Raw genomic sequence first — 12,740 nt, 5'->3', positions numbered from 1 at the left:
ATGTCGTTGCCCCACAACCGCTACACACATGCATTTGCCTCGGGCGGTCGCCCCGGCACTCGCGGCTTGGCATCCTTCCCCTCGCGGTTTAGCCTGAACCAAGCGCCTGAACCAAGCGAAGGGAGGGCGAAATGACCTCGAGCTTCACCGTTCACGCCGCCTCTGGCTATGAGCAGCTCATGGGCCGCTGGAGCCGCAGGCTGGCCCCCAAATTCATCGACTTCGCCGGTCTCGGCGCCGGCGAAAAGATCCTCGATGTCGGCTGCGGCACCGGCAGCCTGACCTTCGAGCTGGCGAAATCCGCCGCTCTCGCCGAGATCCAGGCGATCGATTTCTCGCCGGTGTTCGTCGAGTCGGCGAGGCAGCGCAACAGCGATCCGCGCATCACCATCGCCCAAGCCGACGCCACCGCCCTGCCATTCGAGGACGACGGCTTCGACCGCGCGCTGGCTTTGCTGGTGCTCCACTTCGTGCCGGAGACCGGCAAGGCGGTCGCCGAGATGCGTCGCGTGGTGCGGCCGGGCGGCGTGGTCGCGGCCGTGGTGTGGGACCACTACGGCGGCATGCCCGGCATGCGCATGATGATCGACACGGCTGCCGCGCTGAGCGAAGCCGGCCGCCAGATGCGCAGCCGCTATTGCTTCCAGCCGATGATGCAGCCCGGCGAGATGAAGCGTACCTTCGTCGAAGCCGGTCTTGCCGACGTCACCGAGACCGAGCTGATGATCCGCATGGACTACGAGAATTTCGCCGACTACTGGGCCCCGATCGGCGCCGGCGAAGGTCCGCTCGGCAAGTACATGACCACGCTGGGGGGCGATGAGAGGGAGCGCGTGGAGGCGGCGGTCCGGGATGCCTATGAGGCAGGGCGGCCGGATGGGCCGCGATCGTTTGCCAACGTGGCTTGGGCTTGCAGGGGTATGGTTGGGCGGGAATAGCGCCGCATCGATGGCCGGGCGGCGGCCCGGCGAAGTGGGATTTCCACAACCGGGACCGTGTGTCAGCCGATGAGGATTGCGAGGCCCGAAGCTTCGCCAGTTGGCATCACAGCCGCAATCAATTCGGAAGCGGCAACGGCGCGTCGCTCAAGGTCCGCAGGTAAGCAATCAGGTCCGCTCGCTTCTTCTCGTCCTGTAGGCCCGGGAAAATCATATCTGTCCCAGGAAAGGTGAATGCGGGGTTTGAGATAAAGGAATTGAGCTCCTCAAAGGTCCATGTGCCGCCGGCGTCCTTCAGAGATGACGAATAGGGGACATCGCTTTGTGAAGCCTTCGGGCGCCCCACCACGCCCCACAGATTGACCCGTTTGGGAATCTTGAGGCTCGGCGATGCAAGATGACAAGCCCCGCAGATACCGTCGAAAATCTCTTTGCCCGATTCAGCGCTTGCCGATGCAAGTCGTGCCGAAATCGGCGCAACGGCCGGTCGTCCGGCGCCGTGCCCGCGTAAGTAGGCCGCGATGTCTTCATGACCACTGAGCTTGGCCAGATGTATGGGCGGATTTCCATTCGATGTCAGTGCATTGACGTCTGCGCCAGCATCCACAAGATAGATGACGCACTGAAGGCAGCCATTCTCGGCAGCCACGTGCAGCGGGGTTTGCGCTTTCGCCACCTGATTTGGATTGGCCCCATTGTCGAGCAACAATTTCACGACGTCGGCATGACCAGCCTTGTTGGCGGCGTAGAGTGGCGTCCTTTGCCAGCTGACCGGCAGGTTGACGTCCGCCCCGCGATTGATCAGAAGTTTTGCCAACTCGGCATTGCCGGCTTCGCAGGCGATATAGAGCGCAGTAACACCGTCTACTTCGTTGATAGCGGCTCCTTTGTCCAAGGCGGAAGCCACCCCTGCGACGTCGCCATGCCTGACAAGATCACCCAAGGCGCTCGCCTGGGCGGGCAGTGTCAAAAGCCAAAGAACCCACGAAACCCCTATCCCCCACATGCGCCGCTTGATCATTGCATCCTCTCTGATGAGTTCTGGGATTTTCAACGGCGAGACGGCATCATCGACAGCGTTGGCCGGGGTGCAATTACGCAGCCACCCGACATCGCTGCCGCGCAGAAGCTTGGCTCGCATTGCGGCACCGGCTCCCTGCAGGAGCGAATTTTAGCAGACGCTTATGTAAAGGCCAAGGAGTACGGCAGGTTATTCTTTGGTTTGTCGGCTTGAACTTCCGCGCGATGAACTCGAACAGAATATCGCAAATTCATCGAGACGCCGTGGGGGAAACTGGTGTCGCCCACACACACAATAGCTAAGCACTTGATTTTTTGGCGCACCCGACAAGATTCGAACTTGTGACCTCTGCCTTCGGAGGGCAGCGCTCTATCCAGCTGAGCTACGGGTGCTTCCCGGGAAACCGGAAAACGAACCGGCCAGTGAGCCGGCCAGCCACGGCTTCTTAGCGGAAGCAGACGCGCGCTTCAACGGCCAATTGGAATGGCGAGGCATTGAGGCCCGTGACCGCCAGCTTGGGCTTCGGCAGCAGCGGGCGACATCCCGGCGCCCGAAGCGAACGATCTCTCCGCCGCCGTTCTGGCAAGCGCGGCCTGGCTTGAGCGCGCTATCTCCTGAGCGAATGCCGCCGTCTCACCCCGCCATCTCGCTCTTCACCGCCCGCCGCCGCACCCCCCGCGCCGCGCGCTTCGGCTTCTTGGCGCCGGTAAGTTCGTGCATGGCGTCGAGCTGCATCTGCTGCATCTCGGCCAGCCGCTGCCATTGGCGCGAGATCAGGTAGTCGAGCTTTTCGTGCAGGTGCCGCACTTCCAGCTCGGCCTTCAGATTCACCCGGTAGTCGTTGAAGGAGCGCAGCCGGTCTTTTGCCTCCTGCCGCTTCTGGCTCATCATGATCACCGGCGCCTGGATGGCGGCGATGCAGGAGAGCAGGAGGTTGAGCAGGATGAATGGGTAGGGATCGAAGGCGGACGCCATGCCCTCGAACAGGTTGATGCCGATCCACAGGAACAGCACGCCGGCGAAGGAGATCAGGAACCACCAGCTGCCGCCGAACTCGGCCATGTTGTCGGAGACGCGGTCGGCGAAGGAGCGGTGCTCCTCGAATTCCTCTTCGGAGTTCTCCGAGATGGTGTCCTGCCTGGCGATCGATTCCACCACCTGGCGGTCGAGCTCGGAGAATTCGCCGTGCTCCTGCTGCAGCAGTTCCTCCATGTAGCGCATGCGGTAGCGGCCCAGCTCCTCGCGGCTGATGCGGGCGCCGCGCGGCAGGTCGGGATGGTCGGAGCGGATGCGGTCGGCAAGGCTCGGCCTGAGATCGTCGATGCGCACCAGGTCGCGCTTGCGGAACTTTCGGCCGCTGATCGCCGACGGCTTCTTCTTCGGCTTGACCCGCACTGCTCCCGGCACATGCGGTTCCGAATCCGGCACCTCCGGCGCTTCGAGGATCTCGTCGGCAGCCTCCTGCGCGTCTTCCGGAACGGTGGCCGCCTCGAAATATTCGCTGCCGGTCTCCTGCTGCTCGTTATCTTTCTGCTCGGGCGCTTTGGGGTCGCTGGCCATCGTCGGTGCTCCTGTCTTTCCGATACGATACGCCAAGCCGGCGCGGCATATCCATTGTCACGGTGAAATGCCGCATCTCTGTAAAGTTCTTGTGATGGGCGGGCGACGCAGCATGGCGCCCAGCAGCGATATGCATGCAGCACTCAGAGTGGCGCTGCCCTCCTCCGCCTCGAGCGAAAGAGATCCTTCGCCGGCGATTTGTTTTGTGACGATCTACTGTGATGGCAAACCCGGCAAACCGGACGGCGTCGAATCGGGAAGCGGAGAACCCGTCGGCTGCTGCCCGGCATACATCAGCCTCGGCTGCGCATCCGCCACGGTCGCCGTAAGACTGCGCTGGATCAGCGCCTCGACATGGTCGTTGCGCTGCCGTGCGCTGTCGGCGCCCATCACCACCACGATCAATTGGCGGCCGTCGGCGCTGTAGGACGTCACGATGTTGTAGCCGGAGGCGCGGATAAAACCTGTCTTGATGCCGTCGACGCCGCGCACGCGTCCCAGCATGTCGTTGTGGCCGCGCACCAGCCGGCCGCGGAACATGAAGTCGCTTTCGGAGAAATAGTGGAAATGCTGCGGGAAGCGGTGCCTGAGCGCGATTCCCAGCACCGCCATGTCGCGCGCGCTCGTCACCTGGCCGCCATCGGGCAGGCCGGAGGCGTTGCGGAAGATGGTGCTCGTCATGCCGAGCTGGCGCGCCTTGGCCGTCATCATGGCGGCGAACTGGTCCTCGCTGCCGCCCAGATATTCGCCCACCGCCACTGCCACGTCGTTGGCGGACTTGACCACGATCGCACGGATGGCGGAATCGACGTCGATCGTCTCGCCGGGCCGGAAGCGCAGCTTCGTCGGCGGCTGCGAGGCGGCGTGCCCGGAGACCGGAATCTGCGTCTCCTTGCTCACCCGGCCGCTCTCCAGCGCCTCGAACAGCAGATAGAGCGTCATCATCTTGGTCAGCGAGGCGGGATAGCGCTGCGCCGTCGAATTCACCTCGAACAGCTGCTTGCCGGTGCTGGCGTCGACCACGATCGCCGCATATTTCTGCGGCGCCGCCGGCACGGCCAGCACGCTTTCCGGGGGTGCCGCGGTGGTGCAGCCGGCGACCAGCATGAACAGCGCAAGCATGGCCAGCAATTTCTGGATGAGCGGAAAGGAACGCAGGTAGGACAAGACTGTTCTGGACGCGGCTGTTGCTGAGACGAGGCGAAGCTAGCCTAACCCGCCCGCCGCGTCCAACTGGTTAACCGCTGTGGCGGCGAGTTTGCCCAGCTTTCATGGCTTGTGCCGGGTTACTTTGCTTCCATGCCAAATCTAGGGCATTGGCGGTCACCGGCCCCCACTTTGCCTTCCACCCCAGCTTCCCGCTATGATGCCTTCATCGATTTGGGGGAATCGGCATGTCGGAAATCGCCACCGGTACGACCTCGCTGCTGCGGGCATCGCTAAGCCGCACCGGCAAATGGGCGGCGAGCTTTGCCTTTGTCAGCGGCGCGATCGGCGACGTGCTCAACCCGCTCGGGCCTTTCGCCGCCTATATTGCGCTGGGCGCGGCGGTCGCGGCGTTGGTCATCGCCATCGCCATGGTGCTGCGGCTGGTTCTGGCGGCGAGGGCCATGCCGGCGCTGATCTTCGCCACCAGTGCGGCTGCGATCGCCGCCGGCTCTATGGCATCCAGCAGGAAACCAGTTCCCAGAACGGCGTCATCGCCGCCCTGGTGCCGGCGGTGGCCGAGCTGCAGCAGTCGCTGGGCATCGTTTCCGAGAAGGTGGCCAAGATCGAAAAGACCGTCACCGAGACGCAAAAGACGGTTGAGGCGGTGAAGCAGACCACCGACACGGTGGCGCAGAAGACGCAAGAGATCGCCTCCGCCCAGCAGCAGCAGGCGGCCCAGGGCGCCGAGACGCAGAAGACGGTCGAGGCGGTCAAGCAGACCGCCGACACCCTGGCTGCCGGGCAGAAGCAGCAGCAGGCCCAGGCCGACAAGCTGCAGGCGACGACCGAGCAGATCGCCGCGTCCATCGACGCAATAGCCAAGGGCTTCGCCCAGCTGTCCGCCCAGGGCGGCGCGATCGCCGACCCCAAACGCCCCGACGAGTTCTACCACAACGCCCGCGTCTATGAGCTGGCCGGCGATATGCTGAACGCCCGCCGCTCCTACCTCGCCTTTGCCGGCTTCGACGTCGACGCCATCGACCCCTACACGCGCTTTGCCACGCTGCTCCGCGTCCAGGACGGCAAGGCCGGCGCGCGCGAAGTGTTCGGCACCTTGGCCGAGAAGGCCAAGGCGCCGTCGATCAAGCTTGTCCATTTCCTGCAGTTCGACGACGCTCAGCGCCTCGACAAGCTCAACGCCTTCATATCGGCCAATCCGGACTATGCGCCGGCCTATTTCCTCGAGGCGCAGGAATTCTCCGAGGACCGTCTGGGCAGTCAGACGCTGGCCGACAAGCGTAGCGAGGCGCAGGCGCTGACCAAGTTCGTCTCCTATGAAAAAGACGGCGGCCTGCTCAAATATTTTGTCGACCAGACCCAGTTGGCCGACTGGCTGGACCGCAGCCGGACCCGGCTGGCCGCGCTCGGCGACGTGCTCGATCCGTCACGCTTCAGGCCGACGCTGACGCCGACGCGCTCCAATGCCGGCTGGTCGATGACGATCTCGCTGCCAGAACCGGCCACCGCTATTTCCTGGCGGCTCGGCGAAAGCGGCCCGTTCACCGACACCGGGCTGATGGCGATGAACGACCAGCGCACCGGCAAGCCGATGCCCAATCCCAGTTTCGAGCTGCCCGACAGCACCGCGGCCACCAGCATCGCGATAAAATATCTCGACATCAGGGGCCGCGAGACTGGTCCGTTCGACATCCGCTTCGATCCGGACACGGCCCTGCAGCAGGGCAACAAGCAGATCCTCGACCAGTTCTGGACCTCATGGATCGCCTTCGACGCCAGCGGTAACCACGGGCTGGTCTATTTCACGCAGATGCTGTCCTTCCGCTGCGCCATCAAGGAAGTGCGTTACAGCCTGAACGGCACCGCGCTCGACAAGACGCTTGCCATGCCGCCCTGCGATGCGAAGGACCCCTACGCCATCCCCGCCGACTACCAGCCCTACTTCAAGGTCAAGGACGAGGTGAATTCGATGGCCGTGCAGGTGACTTACACCGATGGCACGAAGTCGCCGGTGCGGGAGTATAAGCGGTAAAGGGCGGCGGACGTTGGGTGAGGCCGGGATCATGCAGCGCCGGCGGTCGACCGTGATCGACTCGCGCTACCGCTGCTAGACAAGCAATGATGCAAATTGCCAATCACCTCGCTTGCGCCGAGCGCCCTCAGCAGGCTTTGCTGGCGCCCCGAACGATTCGAGGTAGAACGATGGACGCGGTCACGATCGGTGCAAAGGGCATTTCGGTTTCGCTCGATCTGACGGTAGGCCATATCGCCGCCATGGAGGTCGAGGCCGACGGCCACGTCCTCAACCCGCTGCACCGCGCGCCCTGGGTCGGCGCGCCGCGCGAGACGCTGCCGCAAAACCTGCCTGAGGGCACGGTGCGGCTTTCGGGCGATTTCCTCTGCGCGCCGTTTTCCACCAGCGATGTCGAGGCCGCACCCCTGCATGGCTGGCCGGCCAACAGTGCGTGGGACGTCGTCGAGAACGGCGCCATTGCCGACGGCTGGCGGGCCGTGTTCCGCCTGCGGCGCAAGGTAATGGGCGCCAGCGTGGACAAGATTTTCACACTTCGCGACGGCAATCCGTTCCTCTATCAGGAACATGTCTTTTCCGGCGGCTCCGGCGCCATCTCCGTTGCGCATCATCCGATTACCGTGATGCGGGGCGGCGGGCGGCTCGGCTTCTCGCCGAAGCGCCTGGCGGTGACGCCGCCCACCCCGCTCGAGCCCGATCCGGCGCGCGGCCGTTTCCGGCTCGCCTATCCCGCCCGCGCCACCGATCTGACCCGGTTCCCGCTCGCCGCCGGCGGCACCACCGATCTTACCGACTACCGCATGGAGGACCGGCGCGAGGATTTCATCACTTTGGTCGAGGCCGATCACGGCGGACCGGGCTGGACGGCGCTCGCCCGCCGCGCCGAGCAGGACCTGGTGCTGGTGCTGAAGAACCCGGACGAGCTGCCGGTGACGATGCTGTGGTTCAGCAATGGCGGGCGCGACTACGCGCCCTGGAGCGGCCGCCATCTCGGCGTGCTCGGCATCGAGGACGGCCGTGCCGCGGTCGGCCATGCCGCGTCGCTCGGCGACAACTGGCTGAAGCATGAGGGCGTGGCGACGGCCTTCGCGCTGAACGAAGGGCGCAGCGTCTCCTTCCGCCATGTCATAGGCGTGGTTCCGGCTGCCGATACCGAGGCGCCGGTGAGCATCGAAACCGATAGTGGGGGAATGCGCATCCTTGGCTCTGATGGCACGGAGAAGGCGGTGCCATTTGACGGCGACTTCCTGCGTATCGGCCGTTCGGCTCCGGCTTGAACATTCGGGCCAGCCTTGAGGTCGTCATTCCAGGGCGAAGCAGGAGCGAAGCTCCGTCGCGCAGACCCTGGAATCCATGCCGTGACTTTCGCCGAAGGGCGCAACGGCGCAGAATTCTGAATCGCGGCGGAACATCCGAAGTCACGGAATGGATCCTCGGGTCTGCGCTGCGTTGCTACGCTCCTTGATCCGCCCATGGATGACGAAGGGATGGGCGCTCCAGCTAGTCGCGAAGGCACCGACTGGCCCGCAAGCGATCGAATCCCATCACCAAAGAGCAGGTTTGAAATTTCCGCCGACTGCCGCCAAGATGCGGCCGAAATCGCTTCCGGAAAGGCGCCGAATGTCCGAAATCGCCCATATCGCAGCCGCCATCTTCAAGCGTGCCGGCAAAGCCAAGCGCTTCATCGTAGCCATCGCCGGGCCGCCGGGATCCGGCAAGTCGACGCTGTCGGCGAACCTCAATGAATTGCTGCCCGAAGGCACATCCGAGGTCGTGCCGATGGACGGCTTCCACTATGACGACATCGTTCTCAACCGCCGCGGCCTGCGCTCGCGCAAGGGCGCGCCGGAGACCTTCGACTTCGCCGGCTTCGAGACGCTGTTGAAGCGCATCCGCTCCGGCGAGCCCGACATTGCCATTCCGGTCTTCGACCGCAGCATGGAATTGTCGCGCGCCGCCGCCGAGATCGTTTCCGCCGACACCAAATTCATCCTGGTCGAGGGAAACTACTTGCTGCTCGATGAGGAGCCGTGGTCGCGGCTGGCGCCGTTGTTCGACTTCACCATCTTCGTCGACGTGGCGCGGGGCGAGCTAGAGCGCCGGCTGATGGAACGCTGGCGCGGCCACGGCCGCTCCGACGAGGACGCCCGCGCCTGGATCGCCTCCAACGACATGCCCAACATCGAACGGGTGCTGGCACGGCGCAGGGCAGCCGATCTGGTTATTGGTTAACCCGCTCAATTTTCAATATTTTCGGGCGGGAACCTTAAGAGTTCCGGGCCGTTATGGCCGATAAGAAAAAGGGAACCGTCCGATGGCAGCCAAGACCAGAAAACCCGCGCCTGCAAGAAGCAGGACCAGTCAGTCCAGGGCGACGCAGGCGAAGGCCGGCGCCGGCCCGGCGGTTGCCGAGCGCTCCAAGGACGCCAAGCCGAGCTTCGGCAAGGCGGCGCCCAAGAAGGTAGTGCCCGGCGCCACGCACAAGGTCGCCGCGAAGCCGGCAAAGCCGCACAAGCCGGCGGCGAGCAAGGCCGGACCGATCCGGGCCGTGGCAAGCGCTGCAACCGGCGCGGTGGTCGCCACTGCGCGCCTTGCAGCCTCCGTGCTCGGCCGCGGCGGTGCCAAGGCCAAGACCAAGTAAAACCGGCTCTCAGCCTCGCGCCGGGACGGTCAGGCCTCTCTGCACGGCGGGTCGGGCGAGGCCGCGCTCCAGCCATGCAGCGACACCAGGAAAATCATCGAAGCCGACGAGATCGCGCGCCTCGTAGAAACCGATCAGGTTGCGCATCCAGCCGAGGGTCGACACGTCGGCAATCGTGTAGTCGTCATCCATGATCCATTGCCGGCCCTTCAGCCGCGTCTCCAGCACGCCGATCAGCCGCCGCGACTCGTCGCGGTAGCGTTCCAGCGGCCGCTTGTCGGCGATCTCGCGCCCGGCGAATTTGTTGAAAAAGCCGACCTGCCCGAAGATCGGCCCGATCGAGGCCATCTGGAAGAACACCCACTGGATTGTCTCGTAGCGCCGGATCGGGTCGGCCGGAATGAGCTTGCCGGTCTTGTCGCTGAGGTAGAGCAGGATGGCGCCCGATTCGAACAGGCCGATCGGCCTGCCGCCGGGGCCGCCGGGGTCGATCATGGCCGGTATCTTGCCGTTCGGGTTGAGCGACAGGAATTCCGGCGTCCAGCTCTCATTCTTGCCGATGTTGACCGGATGCGCCTCGTAAGGCAGCCCGATCTCCTCCAGCGCGATCGAGATCTTCACGCCGTTCGGTGTCGGCCATGAATAGAGCTGGATGCGGTCGGGATGCTTGCCCGGCCAGCGCTGGGCGATCGGGAATGCGGACAGGTCGGTCATCGAAGGCTCCAGCTTGCGCGGAGAGGCGCGGGGCAGCATCGCAAGGAACTACCGCATGTCGCGCAAAGCTGTGCAGCGGGTTTTGCGAAAATGACATGCACAAAAATGAAGCCCGGCTGGGCGGTATCAGACCGCCTTGAAGGCCAGCACCGCATTGGTGCCGCCGAAGGCGAAGCTGTTGCTGAGCGCAGCACGCACCTTGCGCTCGCGCGCCGTGTTCGGCGTCACGTCGAGATCGCAGTCGGGGTCGGGCTCGCGGAAATTCGCCGTCGGCGGCACGACCCCGTCGCGGATGGCCATGATGCAGGCGATCATCTCCAGCCCGCCCGACGCGCCGAGGCAGTGCGCGTGCATGGACTTTGTCGAAGAGACCGAGAGTCCGCGCGTGTGCTCGCCGAAGACGCGCTTGATCGCCGCCGTCTCGATCTGGTCATTGGCCTTGGTGCCGGTGCCGTGCGCGTTGAGATAGTCGATATCTTCCGGATTGAGCCCGGCATCCGCCAGGCAAAACCGCATCGCCGCCTCCGGTCCCTCGACGGTCGGCGCGACGATGTCGGAGGCGTCGGCCGACAGGCCGGTGCCGGCGATCTCGGCCAGGATGGTGGCACCGCGCGCCGTGGCGTGATCGTAGCTTTCCAGCACCGCCATGCCGGCGCCTTCGCCGAGCGACAGGCCCTGGCGGTCGGCCGAGAAGGGCCGGCACGTATCGGGCGAAAGCACTCTGAGCGCTTCCCAGCCCTTGAGCACGCCCCACACCAGCGGCGCCTCGGTGCCGCCGGCGACCATCACGTCGGCGCGGCCGAGCCTGATCTGGTCGACGGCGCTGGCGATGGCGTGATTGGCCGACGAGCAGGCCGAGGTGACGCCGAACACCGGGCCGCGCAGGCCGAGATTCATGCTGACCTGGCCGGCTGCCGCACCCGGCATCACCTTCGGCACGGTGAAGATGGCGGCGCGGCTGCGCCCATCCACCAGGATCGCGCGATAATTCTCCTCGATGGTCTCGAAGCCGGCGACGCCGACGCCGACGACGGCACCCATCCGGTAGGTGTTGTCGGCATGCGCCGCCAAGCCGGACTGCCGCATGGCTTCCCGGGCGGCGATCACCGCCAGCAGGCTGAAGCGGTCCATCGACACCAGTTGCTTGCGGTCGATGCCGTGGTCCGGCAACGTCTTGACTTCGCAGCCGACCTTCACCTTCAAATCATGCAGGAACGGATTCTCGATCGTGCCGATCGCCGAGCGGCCGGCGCGCATTTCGTTCCAGATGGCGGGCACATCGTTGCCGAGCCCGCATATCCCGCCAATGCCGGTGATGACGACGCGTTTCAGCATGCAGTCAGGCTTTTTTCGCGATCAGCGCGCGAACCGCCTCGACCATGTCGCCGACGTTCTTCAGGTTGCTCCAGGCATCGACCGTGTTCATCTCGATCTCGATGCCGTATTTCTCCTCGAGATCGAAGATGATCTCGGTGAGCTCCAGCGAATGGATTCCCAGCGTGTTGAGGTCGGTGCTGGTGGTGATTTCCTCGCCCCCGGTCTCGGCATGAGCCTTGATCTTCTCGATGATTTCGGTCGCCAGCTGGTCAGCCATTCGGTTCCTTCCCCTGTCGTTTCCCGACGCCAACGGATCAGCGCCCTTTGATCCCGGATCTGCGAACGTCGTCGCCTTCTACCTCGCCAGGCACCGCGTGACGCTCCAGGGTGGCTTCCCTCTATAGAAACCGAAACAATGTCAAGCAACAAGCTCTATATCGACAAAGCGGCCGGAGTGCTTAACGTTGGCGCCGTGGACATGATCGACGATAGCTTGCCTCGCTTGACCGCGAACCCGACGCCGGCCACTCAACGGGTTGCCGGGCGAGCCAGGCTTTTCTGCGGCAGAGCCGGCGGCCGCACGCGTCTTCAACGGCTTTATCAGGACGGATCGGCCAAGATCCGCATGCCCGCCGTGCGGGGTGATCCGCTGGAGGCCGTGCTGATCAACACCGCCGGCGGGCTGACCGGCGGCGACCGGCTGGCCTGGGAGGTGAAGGTCGATGCCGGCGCGTCGGTCTCCATTACCACCCAGGCGTGCGAGAAGGTCTATCGGGCGGCCTCGGACCGGGCCGAGACCCGCGTCGATCTCGGCGTCGGCGCTGGTGGCCGCCTCGCCTGGCTGCCGCAGGAGACAATCGTCTTCGACCGCGCGGCCTTCGCCCGCACGCTGGATGTCGAGCTCGCCGCCGGCGCCGAAGCGCTGCTGCTGGAGGCCACGCTTTTCGGCCGGCTCGCCATGGGCGAGCGCATGATTGCCGGCAGCTTCCATGACCGTTGGCGGATCCGCCAGGAAGGCGCCCTGGTCCATGCCGAAGATTTCCGCATCGAACCTGAGATAGCGGCCAGGCTTCAGCACCCGGCGGTGGCTGGCGGGGCGGTGGCCATTGCGACGCTGCTCCTGGTCTCACCGCGCGCCGAGATGCTCCTCGAGCCGGCACGCACGATCATTGCAGACCGGGGCGGCGCCAGTTTCTGGAGCGTCGGCCGATCTGGCAAGCTTCTTGCGAGGCTTGCCGCCGGCGATGGCTACCGGCTCCGCAAGCGGCTGGTACCGCTCATCGAGCTGCTCAACGGGCAGGCTGGCCTGCCCAAATTATGGTCACTCTGACCTCGAATGGTTTGGTTTTG

11 protein-coding genes, 1 tRNA gene and 1 pseudogene are annotated in these 12,740 nt (G+C 64.8%); 6 read left to right on the top strand and 7 right to left on the bottom strand.

The annotated features are described in order from the left end of the window. The first annotated feature begins 131 nt into the window (after positions 1 to 131). Positions 132 to 938, top strand: a complete 807-nt coding sequence (locus EJ074_RS14955; RefSeq protein WP_095805101.1) for a class I SAM-dependent methyltransferase — start codon at positions 132 to 134, stop codon at positions 936 to 938. 118 nt (positions 939 to 1,056) lie between these two features. Here EJ074_RS14955 and EJ074_RS14950 read toward each other — a convergent pair whose 3' ends face one another. From EJ074_RS14950 to EJ074_RS14935, 4 genes are all read right to left on the bottom strand, one after another. Beyond that, positions 1,057 to 2,079, bottom strand: a complete 1,023-nt coding sequence (locus tag EJ074_RS14950) for an ankyrin repeat domain-containing protein (protein ID WP_095805100.1) — start codon at positions 2,077 to 2,079, stop codon at positions 1,057 to 1,059. 195 nt (positions 2,080 to 2,274) lie between these two features. Further along, positions 2,275 to 2,351 (bottom strand) — tRNA-Arg (locus EJ074_RS14945). A 241-nt stretch (positions 2,352 to 2,592) separates the two neighbouring features. Next, on the bottom strand, positions 2,593 to 3,519 hold the full coding sequence (locus EJ074_RS14940; protein WP_129553552.1) for a DUF1003 domain-containing protein: 927 nt from the start codon (positions 3,517 to 3,519) through the stop codon (positions 2,593 to 2,595). Positions 3,520 to 3,732: 213 nt separating this feature from the next. After that, positions 3,733 to 4,686: a D-alanyl-D-alanine carboxypeptidase family protein gene (locus EJ074_RS14935; protein ID WP_095805098.1), complete on the bottom strand. Its 954-nt coding sequence runs from the start codon at positions 4,684 to 4,686 to the stop codon at positions 3,733 to 3,735. 227 nt (positions 4,687 to 4,913) lie between these two features. Here EJ074_RS14935 and EJ074_RS14930 point away from each other — a divergent pair. The 4 genes and pseudogenes from EJ074_RS14930 to EJ074_RS14915 all read left to right on the top strand — a co-directional run bounded on the left by EJ074_RS14930 (position 4,914) and on the right by EJ074_RS14915 (position 9,359). After that, positions 4,914 to 6,718, top strand: a pseudogene (locus EJ074_RS14930) (methyl-accepting chemotaxis protein). 170 nt (positions 6,719 to 6,888) lie between these two features. Continuing rightward, positions 6,889 to 7,995: a hypothetical protein gene (locus EJ074_RS14925; protein WP_095805096.1), complete on the top strand. Its 1,107-nt coding sequence runs from the start codon at positions 6,889 to 6,891 to the stop codon at positions 7,993 to 7,995. A gap of 343 nt (positions 7,996 to 8,338) precedes the next feature. Further along, positions 8,339 to 8,950 (top strand): nucleoside triphosphate hydrolase, encoded by a 612-nt coding sequence (locus tag EJ074_RS14920; RefSeq protein WP_095805426.1) that lies wholly within the window; start codon positions 8,339 to 8,341, stop codon positions 8,948 to 8,950. Between the two features lie 82 nt (positions 8,951 to 9,032). After that, positions 9,033 to 9,359 carry a hypothetical protein gene (locus EJ074_RS14915; RefSeq protein WP_095805095.1) on the top strand — a complete coding sequence of 109 codons (327 nt, stop codon included), beginning with the start codon at positions 9,033 to 9,035 and terminating at the stop codon, positions 9,357 to 9,359. Between the two features lie 9 nt (positions 9,360 to 9,368). Here the strand turns inward: EJ074_RS14915 and EJ074_RS14910 are convergent, their stop codons facing one another. The 3 genes from EJ074_RS14910 to EJ074_RS14900 all read right to left on the bottom strand — a co-directional run bounded on the left by EJ074_RS14910 (position 9,369) and on the right by EJ074_RS14900 (position 11,667). Continuing rightward, entirely contained in the window at positions 9,369 to 10,073 is a 705-nt protein-coding gene (locus EJ074_RS14910; protein ID WP_129553551.1) for a glutathione S-transferase N-terminal domain-containing protein, read from the bottom strand. Positions 10,074 to 10,199: 126 nt separating this feature from the next. Further along, entirely contained in the window at positions 10,200 to 11,408 is a 1,209-nt protein-coding gene (locus tag EJ074_RS14905; protein WP_095805094.1) for a beta-ketoacyl-[acyl-carrier-protein] synthase family protein, read from the bottom strand. Positions 11,409 to 11,412: 4 nt separating this feature from the next. Beyond that, positions 11,413 to 11,667, bottom strand: a complete 255-nt coding sequence (locus EJ074_RS14900; RefSeq protein WP_095805093.1) for an acyl carrier protein — start codon at positions 11,665 to 11,667, stop codon at positions 11,413 to 11,415. Between the two features lie 201 nt (positions 11,668 to 11,868). Between EJ074_RS14900 and EJ074_RS14895 the strand changes: the two genes are divergently transcribed. Then, a complete protein-coding gene (locus EJ074_RS14895) occupies positions 11,869 to 12,720 on the top strand; it encodes an urease accessory protein UreD (RefSeq protein WP_095805424.1) in 852 nt (283 codons plus the stop codon). The last annotated feature ends 20 nt before the right edge of the window (positions 12,721 to 12,740 follow it).

This window comes from Mesorhizobium sp. M3A.F.Ca.ET.080.04.2.1, from assembly GCF_003952525.1.
In the GTDB taxonomy this organism is placed as follows: domain Bacteria; phylum Pseudomonadota; class Alphaproteobacteria; order Rhizobiales; family Rhizobiaceae; genus Mesorhizobium.
Note: the sequence above shows the minus strand (reverse complement) of the source record. Positions and strands in the feature narration are given on the sequence as shown.